This is a genomic window from Streptomyces sp. SudanB5_2050 (assembly GCF_964272335.1).
GTDB lineage: Bacteria > Actinomycetota > Actinomycetes > Streptomycetales > Streptomycetaceae > Streptomyces > Streptomyces rochei.
The window spans coordinates 1,911,121-1,929,835 of sequence record NZ_OZ186760.1 but is presented as its reverse complement, the minus strand read 5'-3'; the positions used below and the strand labels follow the sequence as shown (position 1 = coordinate 1,929,835).

At 73.1% G+C, this 18,715-nt stretch carries 18 protein-coding genes and 1 pseudogene; 12 read left to right on the top strand and 7 right to left on the bottom strand.

The features are described from left to right. Nucleotides 1-2 precede the first annotated feature (2 nt). Both fabI and ACFZP7_RS08595 read left to right on the top strand, forming a co-directional pair. Nucleotides 3-770, top strand: a complete 768-nt coding sequence (fabI, locus tag ACFZP7_RS08600) for an enoyl-ACP reductase FabI (protein ID WP_019329370.1) — start codon at nucleotides 3-5, stop codon at nucleotides 768-770. A gap of 170 nt (nucleotides 771-940) precedes the next feature. Beyond that, nucleotides 941-1,273, top strand: coding sequence for a hypothetical protein (locus ACFZP7_RS08595; RefSeq protein ID WP_385634165.1), 333 nt, complete (start codon nucleotides 941-943; stop codon nucleotides 1,271-1,273). Here the strand turns inward: ACFZP7_RS08595 and ACFZP7_RS08590 are convergent. Beyond that, nucleotides 1,251-1,943, bottom strand: a complete 693-nt coding sequence (locus ACFZP7_RS08590) for a FadR/GntR family transcriptional regulator (protein WP_019329372.1) — start codon at nucleotides 1,941-1,943, stop codon at nucleotides 1,251-1,253. The two genes, ACFZP7_RS08595 and ACFZP7_RS08590, sit on opposite strands and share 23 nt — an antisense overlap. Before the next feature lie 58 nt (nucleotides 1,944-2,001). Here ACFZP7_RS08590 and ACFZP7_RS08585 point away from each other — a divergent pair, with 58 nt between their 5' ends. From ACFZP7_RS08585 to ACFZP7_RS08570, 4 genes are all read left to right on the top strand, one after another. Next, nucleotides 2,002-3,417, top strand: coding sequence for a CynX/NimT family MFS transporter (locus ACFZP7_RS08585; protein ID WP_385634164.1), 1,416 nt, complete (start codon nucleotides 2,002-2,004; stop codon nucleotides 3,415-3,417). 47 nt (nucleotides 3,418-3,464) lie between these two features. Then, on the top strand, nucleotides 3,465-3,581 hold the full coding sequence (locus ACFZP7_RS08580) for an SGM_5486 family transporter-associated protein (protein ID WP_019329374.1): 117 nt from the start codon (nucleotides 3,465-3,467) through the stop codon (nucleotides 3,579-3,581). A 204-nt stretch (nucleotides 3,582-3,785) separates the two neighbouring features. Further along, the gene (locus ACFZP7_RS08575; RefSeq protein WP_019329375.1) at nucleotides 3,786-3,992 is read left to right on the top strand and encodes a hypothetical protein; all 207 of its coding nucleotides are present in this window, start codon (nucleotides 3,786-3,788) and stop codon (nucleotides 3,990-3,992) included. A 92-nt stretch (nucleotides 3,993-4,084) separates the two neighbouring features. Further along, the gene (locus ACFZP7_RS08570; protein ID WP_029394202.1) at nucleotides 4,085-4,603 is read left to right on the top strand and encodes a histidine phosphatase family protein; all 519 of its coding nucleotides are present in this window, start codon (nucleotides 4,085-4,087) and stop codon (nucleotides 4,601-4,603) included. A gap of 144 nt (nucleotides 4,604-4,747) precedes the next feature. Here the strand turns inward: ACFZP7_RS08570 and serB are convergent, their stop codons facing one another. After that, nucleotides 4,748-5,992, bottom strand: coding sequence for a phosphoserine phosphatase SerB (gene serB / locus ACFZP7_RS08565; protein WP_019329377.1), 1,245 nt, complete (start codon nucleotides 5,990-5,992; stop codon nucleotides 4,748-4,750). A gap of 816 nt (nucleotides 5,993-6,808) precedes the next feature. Then, nucleotides 6,809-7,996: pseudogene (locus tag ACFZP7_RS08560) on the bottom strand (streptophobe family protein); the annotation flags it as partial. A gap of 345 nt (nucleotides 7,997-8,341) precedes the next feature. Between ACFZP7_RS08560 and ACFZP7_RS08555 the strand changes: the two are divergent. Beyond that, a complete protein-coding gene (locus ACFZP7_RS08555) occupies nucleotides 8,342-10,909 on the top strand; it encodes an FHA domain-containing protein (protein ID WP_385634163.1) in 2,568 nt (855 codons plus the stop codon). A gap of 116 nt (nucleotides 10,910-11,025) precedes the next feature. Here the strand turns inward: ACFZP7_RS08555 and ACFZP7_RS08550 are convergent, their stop codons facing one another. From ACFZP7_RS08550 to ACFZP7_RS08540, 3 genes are all read right to left on the bottom strand, one after another. Beyond that, complete coding sequence (locus ACFZP7_RS08550; RefSeq protein ID WP_019329380.1) at nucleotides 11,026-11,733, bottom strand: transglycosylase SLT domain-containing protein; 708 nt, start codon at nucleotides 11,731-11,733, stop codon at nucleotides 11,026-11,028. A gap of 354 nt (nucleotides 11,734-12,087) precedes the next feature. After that, nucleotides 12,088-13,152, bottom strand: coding sequence for an S-adenosylmethionine:tRNA ribosyltransferase-isomerase (locus ACFZP7_RS08545; RefSeq protein ID WP_031022686.1), 1,065 nt, complete (start codon nucleotides 13,150-13,152; stop codon nucleotides 12,088-12,090). Next, complete coding sequence (locus ACFZP7_RS08540) at nucleotides 13,149-13,847, bottom strand: SDR family NAD(P)-dependent oxidoreductase (protein ID WP_385634162.1); 699 nt, start codon at nucleotides 13,845-13,847, stop codon at nucleotides 13,149-13,151. Before ACFZP7_RS08540 ends, ACFZP7_RS08545 begins: the two co-directional genes overlap by 4 nt. 216 nt (nucleotides 13,848-14,063) lie before the next feature. Between ACFZP7_RS08540 and ACFZP7_RS08535 the strand changes: the two genes are divergently transcribed. From ACFZP7_RS08535 to chpE, 3 genes are all read left to right on the top strand, one after another. After that, on the top strand, nucleotides 14,064-15,209 hold the full coding sequence (locus ACFZP7_RS08535) for a GAF domain-containing sensor histidine kinase (protein WP_385634161.1): 1,146 nt from the start codon (nucleotides 14,064-14,066) through the stop codon (nucleotides 15,207-15,209). Continuing rightward, nucleotides 15,202-15,843: a response regulator transcription factor gene (locus tag ACFZP7_RS08530; protein WP_175461506.1), complete on the top strand. Its 642-nt coding sequence runs from the start codon at nucleotides 15,202-15,204 to the stop codon at nucleotides 15,841-15,843. The genes ACFZP7_RS08535 and ACFZP7_RS08530 overlap by 8 nt, the downstream gene beginning before the upstream one ends. Nucleotides 15,844-15,998: 155 nt before the next feature. After that, entirely contained in the window at nucleotides 15,999-16,244 is a 246-nt protein-coding gene (gene chpE, locus ACFZP7_RS08525; RefSeq protein WP_019329385.1) for a chaplin ChpE, read from the top strand. A gap of 233 nt (nucleotides 16,245-16,477) precedes the next feature. Here chpE and ACFZP7_RS08520 read toward each other — a convergent pair whose 3' ends face one another. Beyond that, nucleotides 16,478-17,266, bottom strand: coding sequence for a hypothetical protein (locus tag ACFZP7_RS08520; protein WP_030969528.1), 789 nt, complete (start codon nucleotides 17,264-17,266; stop codon nucleotides 16,478-16,480). 152 nt (nucleotides 17,267-17,418) lie between these two features. Between ACFZP7_RS08520 and ACFZP7_RS08515 the strand changes: the two genes are divergently transcribed. Continuing rightward, on the top strand, nucleotides 17,419-18,216 hold the full coding sequence (locus ACFZP7_RS08515; protein WP_029394204.1) for an ABC transporter ATP-binding protein: 798 nt from the start codon (nucleotides 17,419-17,421) through the stop codon (nucleotides 18,214-18,216). Nucleotides 18,217-18,270: 54 nt separating this feature from the next. Beyond that, nucleotides 18,271-18,705, top strand: a complete 435-nt coding sequence (locus ACFZP7_RS08510; protein WP_019329388.1) for an NfeD family protein — start codon at nucleotides 18,271-18,273, stop codon at nucleotides 18,703-18,705. The last annotated feature ends 10 nt before the right edge of the window (nucleotides 18,706-18,715 follow it).

Sequence of the window (18,715 nt, the reverse complement as noted above, 5' to 3'; positions counted from 1 at the left end):
CCATGAGCGGAATTCTCGAGGGCAAGCGCGTCCTGATCACCGGTGTGCTGATGGAGTCCTCCATCGCCTTCCACGCCGCCAAGCTGGCCCAGGAGCAGGGTGCCGAGATCATCCTGACCGCGTTCCCGCGGCCCACGCTGACCGAGCGCATCGCCAAGAAGCTGCCCAAGCCCACCAAGGTCATCGAGCTGGACGTCACCAACGACGAGCACCTCGGACGCCTGGCCGACGTCGTCGGCGAGGAGCTGGGCGGCCTCGACGGCGTCGTCCACTCCATCGGCTTCGCCCCGCAGGACGCGCTCGGCGGCAACTTCCTGAACACGCCGTTCGAGTCGGTCGCCACCGCCATGCACGTCTCGGCGTACTCCCTGAAGTCGCTGACCATGGCCTGCCTGCCGCTGATGCAGAACGGCGGCTCCGTCGTCGGCCTCACCTTCGACGCGCAGTACGCCTGGCCGCAGTACGACTGGATGGGCCCGGCCAAGGCCGCGCTGGAGGCCACCAGCCGCTACATGGCCCGTGACCTGGGCAAGCAGAACATCCGCTGCAACCTGGTCTCGGCGGGCCCGATCGGCTCCATGGCCGCCAAGTCCATCCCGGGCTTCGGGGAGCTGGCCTCGGTGTGGGACAGCCGGTCCCCGCTGGAGTGGGACCTGAAGGACCCGGAGCCGGCCGGCCGCGGCATCGTCGCGCTGCTCAGCGACTGGTTCCCGAAGACCACCGGCGAGATCGTCCACGTGGACGGCGGTCTGCACGCCATCGGCGCCTGACGGACGTCCGGACCGGGGCCCGCATCCACCAGGGTGCGGGCCCTCGGCGTGTCACCGTCGCGGGTCACCCGTTCGGCTCAACCGGCCGGGCGTCCGGACCGGCAACGCCGCAGGCTGGAGTACGAGTTCACCACGCGCTTCCCCTCCCCAGCCGGCCGAGGAGGTCCCTTGTGCGTCCACTCCACCGTCCGGTCTGCGCCGCTCTCGCCGTCGCCTGCGTGCTGATCCTCCCGGCCGAAGCGGCGGCCCACGCGACCGTCCCCGCCGAGTCCTCCGGCGCCGCGTGCCGGGTCCGCGTGGAGGCGTCCGACGTGACCGCCTACTGCCACAACCCGTACCCGGAGCCCGACCATGTGCGCCTGCACGTCGAGTGCGCTCGCTGGTGGGACCTGGACGGCGACACCTTCCCGGTGGTGGCCGGCCCCGCGCAGACCGTCCGCCTCGACGGCCGGTGCTGGAAGGAGGTCCGGGCGGCCTGGGTCAGCCACGCGCGGGAGAGCTGAGCCGCCCCGCGCGGCACTGGAACGGGTAGCCCGCGGCCTCCGCGTGGGCGGTCTCGGCGTCCCCCTCGCGGATCGCGTCGACCAGCCGGGTGTGGTCCATGCGCGTCTCCGGCGTCAGCTCGCCGCCGACGTCCACGCGCAGCCAGTCCCGCATCACCTCGCCCAGGTCCGCGTACATCGCGGTCATCACGTCGTTGTGCGAGGCCGCCACGACGGCGAGGTGGAAGGTCGAGTCCGCCGTCACGTACGCCTCCGGGTCGCCCGACCGCCACGCCTCCTCGCGGCGGGCGAGGAGCGCGTCGAGCTGCCTGAGGTCCTTCTCCGTGCGCCGCTCCGCGGCCAGCCGCGCGGCGGCCGACTCCAGCGTGGAGCGCAGCTCGGCGATGTGCACGGGGTCGGCCTCGGCGAAGCGGCGCTGCATCACGCCGGCCAGCTCGCTGGTCGCCACGACGTACGTCCCGGAGCCCTGGCGGATGTCCAGCAGGCCGTTGTGGGCCAGGGCGCGGACCGCCTCGCGGACCGTGTTCCGCGCCACCCCGAGCTGGTCGACCAGCTCGGGCTCGGTCGGGATACGCGAACCGACCGGCCACTCGCCCGAGGCGATCTGCTGCCGCAGTGCCGCGATGACCTGCTCGGACAGCGCCGAGCGACGGGGATGACTCAGAGGCATGGCTCACCTTCGGGCGCGGATCGACGAGCGAGTGGACAATCAATCATCCCATGATTCTATGATGGGCCCCATGGCTAGTGACGAAACCCGGACGGGAACGCGGACGGAAGGGCGGGCCGAGACGCCGACACGGACCACGCGCTCCACGACCCCCGGTGAACCGGCGGCGCGGGACGCCCGGGTACCCGGGCCGGCGCCCGAGGCCACCGGCACGCGTGCGTGGACCCCGTGGAGGATCCGCCTGCTCGTCCTCGGCATCGTGCTGGCCGCGGTCAATCTGCGCCCCGCCATCACGAGCCTGGGCGCGCTCCTGGAAGAGGTCCGCGACGGACTCGGCATGAGCGGCAGCGTGGCCGGACTGCTCACCTCCGTGCCCCCGCTCTGCTTCGCCGTCTTCGGGGTCGCCGCCCCGCGCCTGGCCCGCCGCTTCGGCCCCGGCGCGGTGGTCTTCGGCGGCATGGTCGCCATCACCGCCGGCCTGCTGATACGCCCGTACGCGGGCGGCACCGCGGGCTTCCTGGCCGCCACCGCCCTCGCCCTGATGGGCATCGCGCTCAGCAACGTCCTGATGCCGGTCATCGTCAAGCGCTTCTTCCCCGACCGGGTCGGCTCCATGACCGGCCTCTACTCGATGGCTCTCGCCTTCGGCACCTCGATCGCCGCCGCGGCGACCGTGCCGATGACGGACGCGCTGGGTGGGCACTGGCAGCCCGGTCTCGCGGTGTGGGCCGTGCTGGGCGCTGCCGCCGCCCTGTCGTGGATTCCGTTCGTACGGGCCCGCAAGGCGTCGGCGTCCGCCGGGTCTCCCGCGCACACCGGGTCCGCCGGAGCCACGGAGTCCGCGGGGGCCGGCGCCCCGCGCGCGGACGCTCCGGCCGAGCAGCCCCCGCTGCGCATCACCCGCAGCCGTACGGCCTGGGCGCTCGCGGTCTTCTTCGGCCTCCAGGCCACCGCCGCGTACATCACGATGGGCTGGATGGCCCAGATCTTCCGGGACGCGGGCGTGTCCGCCGGCACCGCCGGACTGCTGCTCGCCGTGATCATGGTCATGGGTGTGCCGCTCGCCTTCGTCATCCCCCGCGTGGCCACCCGCCTGCCCCATCAGGGGCCGATCGTGCTCGTCCTGGGCGTGTGCGGACTGGCCGGGTACGCGGGCCTGTACTTCGCGCCGGCCGGCGGCGCCTGGCTCTGGGCCCTGCTCCTCGGCGTCTCCAACTGCGCCTTCCCGCTCGCGCTGACCATGGTCGGCATGCGGGCCAGGACCGGCGCGGGCGTCGCCCAGCTGTCCGCCTTCGCGCAGAGCACCGGCTACCTGATCTCCATCCCGGGGCCGCTGCTGGTGGGCGTGCTCTACCAGCACAGCGGGGGCTGGGGCCTGCCGATCGCGCTGATGAGCGCCCTCATGGTGCCGCAGATCGTGGTGGGCGTCCTGGCGGGGCGCGACCGCACGGTGGAGGACGAGGCGGCCCGCTGACCGGGACCGCCGTCCGGGGCGGGGACGACGGATGCGAGACTTGCCCCATGCCAGTCCTCGACCCGAACCCGCAGCACGGCCAGAAGAAGATGCTGATCGTCTTCGGCTCCTTCCTCGCGATCTTCGTGATCATCGGCATCGTGGCGACGATCGCCTCGCCGTGACGGCGGCCGGGGCCGCCCGCGGCTCCCTGCCGCCCGGCCGGGGGTGGGGTTAACCCCCCGTCCCCTAGGGGGTGAGGGTCAGGGTCAAGTGGGTGGATCTCCGGATGGGTTGGCGCCCGTGGAGCCCGTAGTTTCGAGGTGTGCCCGCGTCACGCGGGCCGCGGAGCACGGACCAGGGACGCCCGAAGACCAGCGGAGGCACTCATGTCGGCCCCTACCCACACCCGGCCTCCCCAGGCGACCCGGGGCGGCGTGGACATCCGCCTGCCCTGGTGGGCCCTCGCGCTGCCCGTCCTCGCCTTCGTGACCCTGCTCCTGCTGATCCTCAACCCCGCCGAGGCCCACGCCGCCGCGGACGAACCCGCACTCGCCCCCCTCCTGGAGTGGCTGCGGCAGCTGACCGCGCGCTGAGGCCGGGCCGCGCCCCGACGTACGCCGACCGCGGTGAATCCGCATGTCAACTCCCTGCGCCCCGTGGCCTGTTTCATGCGAAGCTGGATGACATGAGCGTCGCAGAATCCCGCAGGATCGTCCTCTTCCGGCATGCGAAAGCCGACTGGCCACAGGTGACCGACCACGAGCGGCCGCTCGCCGAGCGGGGCCGGAAGGACGCCGCAGAGGCCGGACGCCGGCTGGCGGACACCGGAGTCCCCTTCGACCAGGCCCTGTGCTCCACCTCCACCCGGACCCGCGAGACCTGGAAGCTCGCCGTCGCGGAGTTCCCGCAGCGGCCGAAAACCGTCTACGAGGAGCGGATCTACGAGGCCTCGCCCGGCGAGCTGATCGCCGTCCTCAACGAGACCCCCGACGACCTGCGCAACGTCCTGGTGATCGGCCACAACCCGGGCATGGAAGGACTCGCCGAGATCCTGGCCGGCTCGGCCGACGAGGACGTCCGCGAGCGGATGGGCCGCCGCGGCTTCCCGACCGCCGCCTTCGCCGTGCTGACCTTCACCGGTTCCTGGAAGGACGTGGAGCCGGGCGTGGCCTCCCTGGTCGACTACTGGGCGCCGACCGACTGAGCATCCCGCTGGTGGGCGGGCCCCGGCGGAGTGGCGTTCACGGCCGTCGTCGCGGCCTTCGCGGTCCGCCTGCCGGCCCGTCCGTCGCTCCGCCTGTCGGCCCCCTGTCGGCCCCCCGTCGGCCCGGCCCGGCGGGCGGCGCGGTCAGACCCGGCCGGTCGACCCGCCCAGGCTCTCCTCGAGGCCCTCGTCCAGCGTGTCGGCGGCCTCGACCTCCTCGCGGGTGATGCCCAGCAGATAGAGGACGGTGTCCAGGAACGGCACGTTCACCGCGGTGTGCGCCGCCTCGCGGACCACCGGCTTGGCGTTGAAGGCGACGCCGAGCCCGGCCGCGTTCAGCATGTCCAGGTCGTTGGCCCCGTCACCGATCGCCACGGTCTGCGACAGCGGTACGCCCGCCTCGGCGGCGAACCGGCGCAGCAGCCGGGCCTTGCCCGCCCGGTCCACGATCTCCCCGGTGACCCGCCCGGTCAGCTTGCCGTCGACGATCTCCAGGGTGTTGGCCTGCGCGAAGTCCAGCCCCAGCTTCTCCCGCAGATCGTCGGTGACCTGGGTGAAGCCACCGGAGACGACGCCCACCTGGTAGCCGAGCCGCTTCAGCGTGCGGATCAGGGTCCGGGCGCCCGGCGTCAGGCGCACCTCGCCGCGCACCTTCTCCACCACGGACGCGTCCAGCCCCGCCAGCAGCGCCACCCGCGCGTGCAGCGACTGCTCGAAGTCCAGCTCCCCGCGCATCGCGGCCGCCGTGACCTCGGCGACCTTGTCCTCGCAGCCGGCGTGGGCGGCGAACAGCTCGATGACCTCGTCCTGGATCAGCGTGGAGTCCACGTCCATCACGACCAGCCGCTGAGCCCGCCGGTGCAGGCCCGCCGAGACGACCGCGACGTCCACACCCAGCGCCGCGGCCTGGGTGGCCAGCGCGGTGCGCAGCGGCTCCGTCTCCACGCCGGAGACCGCGAACTCGACGGCGGTGACGGGGTACTTGGCGAGCCGGAAGATCCGGTCGATGTTGCTGCCGGTCTCGGTGATCCGGGCCGCTATGGCGGCCGTCGCCTCGGCGGTGAGCGGGTGGCCCAGCACGGTGACCAGGGAGCGGCCGAGGCCGCGCGGCCGGTTGTCACCGATGCCGGAGATGATCTCCGCCTGCAGCTTCAGGGACTCCGCCCAGCTGTGCACGGTCGCCCGGAGATCGCCCTCCAGCCCCCGGGGCGGCTCGGTCACGAGCGCGCACAGCACGATGCGGCCGCGGGTGACGACCTGCTCGATGTCGACCACGTCGACGGAGTAGGCGGCGAGGGTGTCGAACAGGCCGGCCGTGATACCCGGCCGGTCCTTGCCGAAGATCTTGACGAGAAGCGTGGGAACGTCAGAGGTCTGCGAAGCGCTCATGGTGCTCCCACCGTATCCGGCACCCGGTGCCTCCCGCCCCCGAGGTCCGCCTGACGGACACGGCGACGGCCGCCTTCCACGGCGGCGGTGGGCGCGGGCGCCGAGGGCACCGTGAGGGGGCCGGGACAGTTCCGCGGCGGCGAGCGTGTCACCCCGGGACGTACGGGGTGATCGCGGTGGCCGCCGCCTAGCGCTCGCCGTCCCTCGGGTCTCTCGGATTCCTCGGGTCCCTCGGATTCCTCGGATTCCTCGGGTCCCTCGGTGGCGCCGGCGGTGGGGGAGGAGGCGGTGGCGGTACCTCGCCCCAGCGGGACGGCGGCCTGCCCGGCCGCTCCCCGGGGCGGGGCGGGGCGGCCGCCGCGGCGTACCCGGCGGAGGCCCCAGCGGCCCGGCGACGGTGGGGGCACCGGACAGGTCCTCGCCGCCCCCGCCGCTCCCGGCGACACCGCCGCGCCCTCCACCGGCGAGGCCGTCGCCCGCGCCGTACCCGCCTGCCGCGTCGTCCCGCCCCGTACCCCTGGGACCGGCACCCCTGGGACCCGCACCCCTGGGACCGGCACCCCTCGGACCCGCACCCTCCGGACCAGTCCAGCCCCGGCCCGGACCGCCCCACCCCACTCCACCACCACCGCCACCACCAGCCCCACCGCCGACCGTCCCGGCCTCCACGCCCCCAGCCCCCACGCCCCCGCCCCCCATCACCCCGGCGGCACTCCGTGCCAGCCCCGTGGCCCGTGCCCCCGCCGCCCCGCTCACCCGCGTCAGCAGGGCCCCGACGGCACCCGCCGCCGCGCCCCACAGCGCACCCGGTAACAGGGCCGTGGCGAGCGGTCCGCGCAGGTCGAGACCCGCGCCGAACGCGTCGACGCCCAGCACGGACAGGGAGGCGTCCACGGACACCTCCGTCAGCCAGGCCGACACCGGCAGCGCCACCGCCGTCGCCAGACCCAGCCGCACGGCACACCGCCCGGCGAACGTCCAGGACCGCTCCTCACCGGGTGCCACCGGCGTCCGGGCCGCCGTCAGCACTCCGGCGGACAGCATCAGCAGCGCCGCCGCCACCCCCAGCAGCCACACCCGCCCGTCCAGCTCCGCCAGCCGCGCGAGGGTGACCGGCTCCCACGTGCCGGTGCCCAGCAGCTCGTCCAGCGGATCGGGGAGCACCCGGACCAGCTCGCCGGTGGCCCGCCCCTCCCACGGCACGAACAGGCCGAGCGGGACGCCGAGCCAGACACCGTTGGGTGCTCCCAGCAGGGCGGCGCCGAGGATGCGCCGGGGGTGATCGTCACCGATGGCCGCGTAGCCGGCCGCGGCCCACCCCGCGGCGACCGCCGTCAGCGCCACCGTGACGAGGGCGGACACGGCCGGCCGCACCACCCGGTGCACCGCCTCGCACCCGCGCGGCAGGGGAGTGCGGCGCGAGGCCAGCAGCGCGATCAGGAGGACCGCGGTGACGTGGACCAGCCCGCCCAGCAGCGTCGGCACCGTGTCGACGGTGAAGCCGACCGCCGCCTCCGCCTCGATCAGGTCACCGATCCGGTCGGGCAGCAGCCCGCCGACGTCCCCGATGTCCCCCACGTCGCCGAGCCCGGGGATCTCGACACCCCCGGCCCCGGGCAGGTCGTCCAGCCCGAGCGAGTCGCCGTCGATCGTGATGACGTCGTGACCGACCCAGGCGAGCCCGCCCAGCATCGCCACGTACAGGCCGGCCACCGCGCCCGCGCGCGCCAGCAGTTCCGCGGGCGTGACCACCGCACCGGCCGCCCGCAGGGACCGCAGGAAGAAGAAGGACAGGAACAGCGCCCCGACCAGCCCCACACCCAGTGGCGTGATCTCGATGGCCGTGTGCGTCCGCGCACCGTCCAGCCCGAAAGCGGACACGTCACCGGCCGGCGAGACCGAACCGCCCGCACCGAGCGCCACCACCGCCGCGGTCATCGGACCCAGCGACCCGGCCGCGTCCGCGCCCAGCAGGCGTAGACCGAGCGCCGCCGTGCCCGCCATCCCGATCAACGCCCAGCTCACGGAGGCGATCGCGGACATCAGTACGTCACCCCACGGCACCCCGGTGCCGGACCCGCCCGCCCCTGTGCTCGTGGACGCGCTCATGGCAGACCCCCCGATCCGCAGCGCGGCCCGGTTGCCGCGCATGTCCCCCTCGCCTGGAATACCACTGTCCGAGCAGGTTTCAACCCCGTCGACGGGACCGGTCGATGGCCGCCCGCGCAAGTTTCACAAGGCCCGACTTTCGGTCAGGGGGCCGAGCCTGAAATAGTTCCCCCCGATGTTCGACATCCCTAGACTCCCCGCTACGGGGGTACATCGGGGGACAACTCAGTGGGGCTTGGAGTGCCGGAACTCGTACTGGAATCCAATGGACAGACCTGGACGCTCGATCCGTCCCGGTCCTACGCGCTCGGACGTGATCCGCAGGGGGAACTTGTCTTCGACGACGCCAGGGTGTCCTGGCGTCACGCCACCATCCGCTTCGACGGCCGCAGTTGGGTCGTCGAGGACCACGGCAGCACCAACGGCACCTTCGTGCACGGGCAGCGCGTCCAGCACATGGAGCTCGGCGCCGGCACGGTACTGAACCTCGGCAACGCCACCGACGGACCGCGCGTCAGCCTGACCGGCGCGCAGGCCCCGGCCGCCACGCCGCAGGGGCAGCCCCAGCAGCAGCCGTACGCCGCCCAGGGCGCCGGCGCCGGCTGGGCCCAGCAGGCGCCGGTCCAGGAGCCGCAGAAGCAGCAGGCCCCGCCGCAGCAGGTTCCGCAGCACGGACAGCAGCAGGCGGGCTGGCAGCACCAGCACCAGGCCGCACCGCACCAGGCCGCGCCGCACTTCCCCCAGCAGCAGGGTCCCGGTGGCGCGGCGGGGGCGCCGCCGGCGTACGGCGACCGCAGCCCCACCACGTTCCACCAGTTCTCGCTCGGCCGCGTGATGCGCATCGGCCGTGCCCTGGAGAACGACCTGGTCGTCTCCGACCTCCAGGTCAGCCGCAACCACGCGGAGTTCCACTCGACGCCCGACGGGCGCATGGAGATCCGCGACCTCGGCTCGCACAACGGCACGTACGTCAACGGTCTGCCGATCGCCAAGGGCGGCTCCCAGCTGCTCGGCCCGACCGACATCGTGGGCGTCGGCCACTCGACGTTCCGGATCGTCGGCGACCGGCTCGAGGAGTTCGTCGACACCGGTGAGGTGTCCTTCTCCGCCCGCCACCTGACCGTCACGGTCGACGGCGGCAAGCAGATCCTCAAGGACGTCTCCTTCGGAGTGCCCGAGAAGTCGCTGATCGCGGTCATCGGCCCCTCCGGTTCCGGCAAGTCCACCCTGCTCAAGGCGCTCACCGGCTACCGGCCCGCCGACCAGGGCGAGGTCCTCTACGACAACCGGAACCTGTACAAGCAGTTCGCCGAGCTGCGCCAGCGCATCGGTCTGGTCCCGCAGGACGACATCCTGCACAAGGAGCTGACCGTCAAGAAGGCCCTCAAGTACGCGGCCAAGCTCCGCTTCCCCGCCGACACCACCGGCGCCGAGCGCGACGCCCGCATCGACGAGGTGCTGCGCGAGCTGAAGCTGGACATCCACAAGGACAAGAAGGTCACGTCCCTCTCCGGCGGCCAGCGCAAGCGCGTCTCCGTCGCCCTGGAGCTGCTGACCAAGCCGTCGCTGATCTTCCTGGACGAGCCGACCTCCGGCCTCGACCCGGGCATGGACCGCGACGTCATGCAGCTGCTGCGCGGCCTCGCCGACGACGGCCGCACCGTCCTCGTCGTCACCCACTCGGTGGCCGAGCTGGCGATCTGCGACAAGCTGCTGGTGATGGCGCCGGGCGGCTCGGTGGCGTACTTCGGTCCGCCCGAGGAGGCGCTGAACTTCTTCGGCTACGACACCTGGGCCGACGTCTTCTCCGCCTTCGAGAACTACCGCGACTACGACTGGGCGGGCCGCTGGAAGGGCTCGCAGCATTACCAGATGTACGCCGCGGACATCGACGCCGTCGCCCCGCAGGCCGTACAGGTCCCGGCGATGCAGGCGATGAAGCCGCCGAAGCCGCAGGGCTGGATGTCGCAGTTCGTCACGCTGGTGCGGCGCTACGTCTCGGTGATCGTCTCCGACAAGGGCTTCCTCGCCCTGATGGTGATCCTCCCGGCGGTGCTCGGCGCGGTGAGCCTGCTCATCGACGCCGACAAGGGACTGCTGCCCAACCCGCCCAACGCGGCCGGCCGCATCATCCCGAACGGCACCGCGACCACGGTCCTGCTGATCCTCGCGGTCGGCGCCTGCTTCGCCGGCGCCGCGAACTCGGTCCGCGAGCTGATCAAGGAACGGGTGATCTACGAGCGGGAGCGGGCGACCGGCCTGTCCCGGTCGGCGTACCTGATGTCCAAGGTCTTCGTGCTCGGTGTGATCACCGTGCTCCAGGGCCTGATGGTCGGCGTCATCGGCTTCGCCACCCGCGAGATCCCCGAGGAGGGCCTCGTCCTCGGCGGCCTCACCCTCGTCGAGCTGTCGCTGCCGATCATGGCGCTCGGCTTCACCTCGATGATGTTCGGCCTGATCATCTCCTCGCTGGTGAAGACCGCCGAGAAGACCATGCCGCTGCTGGTCATGTTCGCGATCATCCAGGTCGTCTTCACCGGCTGCCTCTTCGCCCTGAACGGCGCGGTCGGCGTCAACCAGTTCTCGTACCTGATGCCCTCGCGCTGGGCGGTGGCCGCGGCCGGTGCCACGCTGGACTTCAACAAGATCAGCCCGCCCGAGGAGGGCGCCGAGGCCGATCCGCTGTGGGAGCACACCGTCGGCGCCTGGGGCATGGACATGGCCGCGCTGATCGCCCTCGGTGTGATCTGCGGCTTCTTCGTGGCGCGCTTCCTGCGCCGCCACGAGCCCGAGGTCATGCGGAAGTGACCCGAGGGGCCCGCGGGCCCCGTGAACGCCCCGAAGGGCGGCACCCCGTCAGGAGGGTGCCGCCCTTCGGCGTACGGTGCGGCGTCGGCGACGTCGTGAAGAGGTCCGCGCCGACCTCAGTACGCGCTGTCGACGTTGTCCATGGTGCCGTACTTGTCCGCGGCGTAGTTGCACGCGGCGACGATGTTGGCGACCGGGTCGTAGATGTTCTTCGACGTGCCGGCCACGTGGTAGGCCTCGAACGTCGGCGGGATGACCTGCAGCAGGCCCTTCGACGGGATGCCGTTGATGGCGTTGATGTCCCAGTCGTTGATGGCCATCGGGTTGCCGGAGGACTCCCGCATGATGTTGCGGTGGATGCCCTCGTAGGAGCCGGGGATGCCGTGCTTCTTCATGATGGCCCGGGCCTCGCGGATCCAGCCGTCGAGGTTGTTCGGGTAGGACTTCTTGACCTCGGTGCGCGCGGCGGAGCGGCTGGTGGACTGCTTCGCCTCACGCTTGGCGGCGGCCTTCTTCGCCGCGGCCTTCTTGGCGGCGGTCTCCTTCTTGGCGGCCGCCTCCTGCTTCGCCTCGATCGCGGCGACCTTCTGGCTGGCGCTCGCGAGCTGGCCGGTGACGCCGGCCTGCACGTCCTGGATCTGCTGGGTGCTGTACGCCACCTTGGCCGTCGGAGCGGCCTCGCTCGTGGTCGTCGTCTGACCGCTGGCCGGGACCGCGGTGAACGCGACGGCGGCGGCGCCGAGCGCGCCGACACCGGCGATCGCGATCTTGTGCGTGCGGTTCAGGGGAAGACTGCGATCACGGGTGAAGATGTTCTTGGGCATGGCGGGATAGACCTCTTCGAATAGCGCGGAGGTCGCTCTCGTCCGGTGGGGACCGTTGATGCTTCCGGCACGAACGCCGCGGGGAAACGACCCACGGCGTTGAGCGACGAGAGCAATTCTTAGCGGCCGCAAAATTCGGAGGCAAAGGTGTGACGTACGATCCGGGGTAGTGGATCAGGGAGGGGAGGAACGGGACAGATTGGACCATCTGCCCCGCTCAAAACGGACGAGTCGTTCTCCTACTCCCCTTCGTACGTGACGTGGGCCCTATGCGCGGGCTCACACGCACCCCCCGCTCTTCTCACTGTTGGTTGCTGAAGCAATGCGGTGGGTGAGGGGCCGGTAGTCGTCCCGTCACGGCCGGGCGCCACCTTCCCGCGGCAGCAGGAGATGGACGTCGCCGAACTCGTGCCACAGGTAGCGCCCGCGCACCGCCGCCTCGTACCCGCGGTCGATCGCCGCCCTCCCCGCCACCGCCTCCAGCATCAGCAGGTGCGAGGCCTCCGGCTCGTGCAGCCCCGTCAGCAGCCCGTCCACCACCCGCACCCCCCGCTCCGGGGTGACCACCAGATCGGTCCACCCGGCCCGCGCCCTGACCACCCCGCCGGAACCGGCCGCCGACTCCACCGCCCGCACGGCGGTCGTCCCCACCGCCAGCACCCGCCCCTCACCCGCCCGGGCCGCGTTGATCAGCCTGGCCGACGCCTCGGGCACCGAGAACCGCTCCGGGTACGGCGGCTCGTGCGACTCCGCCGACGCCACCCCCGTGTCCAGCCGCACCGGCGCGAACCGCACCCCACGGCTCACCAGCTCCGCCACCAGCCGAGCGGTGAAGGGCCGCGCCGCGCTCGGCATCTCCGCGCTGCCCGTCCCGTCGCCGGACGGCAGCGCGAAGACCGTCTGGTACGCCGACAGCGGCTGGTCCCGCTCCGTGTAGGAGTAGCGGATCGGCCGTCCGTACTCCCGCAGCAGCGCCGGCACCCGGACCCCGGACACCCGCGCCCACCACAACCGCGCGGCGCCCGGGCTCAGCGGCTCCTCCAGCACCAGCCCCCCGCCGCCCGGCAGCCGCACCCGAAGGCCCTCCCCACTGTCCGCACGCGCGCGCGTGGTGCCGCGCCCGTCCGGCTCCCGCAGCTCCACCGCCCACCGGCCGTCGTCCCCGCGCGTGGAGAAGTGCACCACCACGCTCGCGTGCCCCACCCGCCCGTCCACGGCGGCGGCCAGCGTCGCCGACGTGTTGACGACCAGCAGGTCCCCGGCCCGCAGCAGCCCCGGCAGCTCCCGGAACCCGTGGTGCGACACCTCGGTGCCCCGCGACACCAGCAGCCGTACGTCGTCCCGCTCCCGGCCCGGCCCCCGCTGCTCGGCCGGCACCCGCGCCGACAGCTCCTCCGGAACACGCACCGCCAGGGTCATCGCCGACCCTCCAGCAGCGCCGGCGCCCCGTAGCGGCCCCCGGCCGGCCGCTCGTCCAGCAGCCGCAGCAGTGCCGGTACGACACTCGCCGGATCGGGCCGGGGGTCGTCGTCGTCCGGTACGGCCGCCGCGTACAGGTCGGTGGCCATGTCCCCCGGATCGACCGCCCAGACCCTCAGCCCCGGCTCCTCCGCCCCCAGCACCGCCATCAGCTGGTCCAGGGCCGCCTTGGACGCCCCGTAGCCGCCCCAGGTCTCGTACGCCTCCGCCGCCGCGTCCGAGCTGATGGCCAGCACCGCGCCCGCCGGGGCGGCCCGCAGCAGCGCGAGCGCCTCCTGGACGAGACCCAGCGCCGCCACCACGTTCACCTCCAGCGCGCGCCGCAGCCCGTCCAGCGGCAGCTCCGCCAGCCGCACCAGCGGCTCGGCCCCCAGCGCGCTGGCGTTGCCGACCAGCAGGTCCACCCCGCCCAGCCGCCGGGCCTGCGCGACCAGCGCGGCCCGGTGCCCGGCGTCCGTGACGTCACCGGGCAGCGCCCGCACGCGGGTGCCGTACGCCTCCAGCGCCGCCGCCGCCTCCTCCAGCGGACCCGGCGTCCTGGCGTCCAGCACCAGATCCCAGCCCCGCGCCGCCAGGGCCTCGGCCAGCGCCCGGCCCAGCCCCTTCGACGCACCCGTGATGATCGCAACCGGCATGACACCCGTCCCCTCGTCCTGCGCGCCCCTGATCGGGCCGGCGTGGTCCTCAACGTAGGAACCGGGCCGGCCGGGCCGCCTCGGGCACGGGCCGCAACCGTGCGGGGCCCTTCGCCCTAGGACCGGCCGACGGGACCTCGGACCTAGGCCCACCGCCCTAGGCGGCGGCGTCCACAGGCCGATCCCGCCGTCGCACCCCGCCGGTACCGTGAGGACATGAGTCACGGCCCCCGGTCCGGCCTCGGCGCGGTGAGTTCCGCGCTGCTGGCCATGAGCAGGCCCCTCGAGGTGCGCGACGTCCTCAAGACGATCGTCGCCTCGGCCCGCGAGCTGCTCGACGCGCAGTACGCCGCCCTCGGCGTCCCCGACGACCACGGCGGCTTCGCCCAGTTCGTGGTCGACGGCGTCAGCGACGAGCAGTGGAAGGCCATCGGCCCCCTGCCCCGCAGGCACGGCATCCTCGCCGCGATGCTCGACGAGGCCGCCCCCCAGCGCCTCGCCGACGTCCGCAAGGACCCCCGCTTCGAGGGCTGGCCCTCCGCCCACCCCGATCTGGCCGACTTCCTGGGCCTGCCGATCCGCGACGGCGACGAGGTCATGGGCGCCCTCTTCCTCGCCAACAAGAACTGCCCGAAGCCCGAGGGCGGCTGCGGCTTCACCACGGACGACGAGGAACTGCTGGGCATCCTCGCCCAGCACGCCGCCATCGCCCTCACCAACGCCCGCCTCTACGAACGCAGCCGTGAGCTGACCATCGCCGAGGAGCGCTCCCGGCTCGCCCACGAGCTGCACGACGCGGTCAGCCAGAAGCTCTTCTCCCTGCGCCTGACCGCCCAGGCCGCCGCCGCCCTCGTCGACCGCGACCCCGCCCGCGCCAAGGGGGAGCTGCAGCAGGTCGCCGCGCTCGCCGCCGAGGCCGCCGACGAACTGCGCGCCGCCGTCGTCGAGCTGCGCCCCGCCGCCCTGGACGAGGACGGCCTCCTCGCCACCCTCCGCACCCAGATCCAGGTCCTCGACCGCGCCCACAGCGCGCGCGTGACCTTCGCCGGGCACGGCGTCAAGGCACTGCCCGCCGCGCAGGAGGAGGCGATGCTGCGCGTCGCCCAGGAGGCCCTGCACAACGCCCTGCGCCACTCCGGGGCGAAACACGTCGACGTGGCACTGAGCCGGCGCGGCACCGGGGCGGTGCTCCGGGTCACCGACGACGGCGGCGGCTTCGACCCGCGCACCGTGCGCCGCGCGGGACGCCATCTGGGCCTGGTCTCGATGCGGGACCGGGCCAACGGCGTCGGCGGCAGGCTCACCGTGCGGTCCGCGCCCGGGAAGGGCACGACGATCGAGATGGAGGTTCCCGGTGGCTGACGCGATCAAGGTGCTGCTGGTCGACGACCACCAGGTGGTCCGCCGGGGTCTGCGCACCTTCCTGGAGGTACAGGACGATATCGAGGTGGTGGGGGAGGCCGCGGACGGCGCCGAGGGAGTCGACCGCGCCGAGGAACTGAGGCCCGACGTGATCCTCATGGACGTCAAGATGCCGGGCATGGACGGCGTGGACGCGCTGCGCAGACTCCGCGAGCTGGACAACCGGGCGCGTGTGCTGATCGTGACCAGCTTCACCGAGCAGCGCACCGTGGTCCCGGCCCTGCGCGCGGGAGCCGCCGGGTACGTCTACAAGGACGTCGACCCCGACGCGCTGGCGGGCGCCATCCGCTCCGTCCACGCCGGCCACATCCTGCTCCAGCCCGAGGTCGCCGGCGCCCTGCTGTCCCAGGAGGAGAGCACCCCCGGCCAGGGCAGGGCGGGCTCCCTCACGGAGCGGGAGCGCGAAGTGCTGGGCCTGATAGCGGACGGCCGCTCCAACCGCGAGATCGCGCGCGCCCTCGTCCTCTCCGAGAAGACCGTGAAGACCCACGTCTCGAACATCCTGATGAAACTCGACCTCGCGGACCGCACCCAGGCCGCGCTGTGGGCCGTACGCCACGGGGTCACCGGCTGATCCCTCACGCGGCGGCAACTCGGAGGGTTCCCCTCCGGTGCGAGATTCATACCGTCGTGGGAATGTCCCCCATATGGCGCATCCTCTTCGGCGCCCGGCCGTTCTCCAGTACGTGCCGCGGCGACTGCCGCGGAGATCGCAAGGAGGGCTTGTAAGTGAAGAACCTGAAGAAGGCAGCGGCCGTGACGATGGTGGCCGGCGGGCTGATCGCCGCCGGCGCGGGCATGGCCTCCGCCACCGACGGCTCCGCCGCCCACGGCGAGGCCATCGGCTCCCCGGGCGTCGCCTCCGGCAACGTCGTCCAGGCCCCGGTCCACATCCCGGTGAACGCCGTCGGCAACAGCGTCAACGTCATCGGCGTCCTGAACCCGGCCTTCGGCAACCTCGGCGTCAACCACTGACCCAGGTCCCCCGCCACACGGACCCCCGGCCTCCCGGCCCCACCCGGGAGGCCGGTCGCGTTTCCTGTCCCCTCCCCTTAGCCGCGGGCAGTCGTGCCGCTGGGCGGCACAGGTGGGCGCAGCGGCACACCCGTGACGCCGGGCCGCGCACCCCCCGGCCGACCGCGACGCCGGGCACCTCTCCCGAGATGCTCACCGCACGCCGGCAAGACCACCGGCACCACCGGAGGACGTCACCGCACCCCGCGCTCCCGCTCCTCCACGACGGAGTTGTACGCGGCCACCTGCGCCCGCCGAGCCGTCCGCTCCACCGGCCGCAGCGCCTCCCCCCGAGCCGCCATCTCGGCGGCGCTCACCGCACCCCCGTGCCCGTTCTCGTACGCCAGCGAGATCAGCATCCCCACCCGCTGAGCCATCTCCAGCACCCGCACCGCCCGCGACGGATACCCCGGAGCCAGCACCTCCCGCCCCCGCTCGGCCCGCGCCCGGTACGCCGCGAGCGCCGCCTCCGCCACCGGACCCGACCCGGCGACGTCCAGCCGCGTCAGCACCTCCGTCGCGTCCCGCAACGCCTCCGCCAGCTCCCGCTCGGCCTCCCCGAGCGACGGCACGTCCGCCGGCGGCGCCTCCCGCACCGCCAGACAGTGCCAGACCACCTCGACGTGGACGTCGCCCTCGGGCCCGGCCTCGTACACCTCCGGCACCAGCCCCAGCGCCGCCCCGTGACAGATCACCGCCTCCTCGGCCTCCAGCGCCCGGGCGTTGAACTCCGGCGGCCCGCTCAGCCCCAGCGGATGCCCCGGCGCGGGCAGCGCCACCCGCAGCCCCCTCGCCCCGAGGGCCCGCAAGCGCCCGAGCGCCAGCGTGAGACCGACGGGCCCCGCCTCACCCGGCAGCCCCTCCACCCGGTGCACCGCGTCGTCCCCCACGATGGCGACCGCGGCGTCGTCCGGCGAGACCATTCCGGCAATAAGGGCATTTCCCCAGGCGGCAAGGCGCCCTGCACGTGGTTCCGTGAGCATCCCCCCACCCTAAGGACCGGACCGATGGAACGGTGACGGCGACCGGTGGCGTAGATTTCCTGGAGGGCCTGCGCCCACCGGCGCGGCGACCCGAGCCACAGGCGTACGCGACAGCCGGAACCGGCCACACTGCAAGGGGAGACAACGCGCTCATGAGCGATGTTCTGGAGCTTCAGGACGTATCCGTGGTCCGCGAGGGCCGGGCTCTGGTGGACCAGGTCTCCTGGTCGGTGAAGGAGGGTGAGCGCTGGGTCATCCTCGGCCCCAACGGCGCCGGCAAGACCACCCTCCTCAACGTCGCCTCCAGCTACCTCTACCCCAGCAAGGGCACCGCCACCGTCCTCGGCGAGACCCTCGGCAGGCCCGGCACCGACGTCTTCGAGCTGCGCCCGCGCATCGGCATGGCCGGCATCGCGATGGCCGACAAGCTCCCCAAGCGCCAGACCGTCCTGCAGACCGTGCTCACCGCCGCCTACGGCATGACCGCCGGCTGGCAGGAGGAGTACGAGGACATCGACGAGCAGCGCGCCCGCGCCTTCCTCGACCGCCTCGGCATGACCGAGTACCTGGACCGGAAGTTCGGCACCCTCTCCGAGGGCGAGCGCAAGCGCACCCTGATCGCCCGTGCCCTGATGACCGACCCCGAGCTGCTGCTCCTGGACGAGCCGGCCGCCGGCCTGGACCTCGGCGGCCGTGAGGACCTCGTCCGCCGCCTCGGCCGCCTCGCCCGCGACCCGATCGCCCCCTCGATGATCATGGTGACCCACCACGTCGAGGAGATCGCCCCGGGCTTCACCCACGTCCTGATGATCCGTCAGGGCAAGGTCCTGGCCGCGGGCCCGCTGGAGCTCGAACTGACCTCCCGCAACCTCTCCCTCTGCTTCGGACTCCCGCTCGTCGTCGAGCAGGTCGGCGACCGCTGGACGGCGCAGGGACTCCCGCTGTCCTGACCCACCCCCCGTGCGCCCTGTCCCCGGCAGGTCACCCGGACCTACCATGACCGTGTGAACGACATCGACGCATGGGTGTGGTGGCTCGTCGCCGCGGCAGCGCTCGGAATCCCGCTCGTCGTGACCGCGATGCCGGAATTCGGGATGCTCGCCGTCGGCGCGGTCGCCGCCGCCGTCGCCTCCGGCTTCGGCGCGGACCTCGTCGTCCAGGTCCTGGTCTTCGTCATCGTCTCGGTCGCCCTGATCGCCGTGGTCCGGCCCGTCGCCGCCCGGCACCGCTCCCAACGGCCCCAACTGGCCACGGGAGTCGACGCCCTGAAAGGCAGACAGGCCGTCGTGGTGGAACGGGTGGACGGATCCGAAGGCGGCCGCATCAAGCTCGCGGGGGAGATCTGGTCGGCCCGGGCGCTCGACACCGCACGCGCCTACGAGGCGGGCGAGGAAGTGGACGTCGTGGACATCGACGGGGCAACGGCGATCATCATGTGACCTCGCCGGA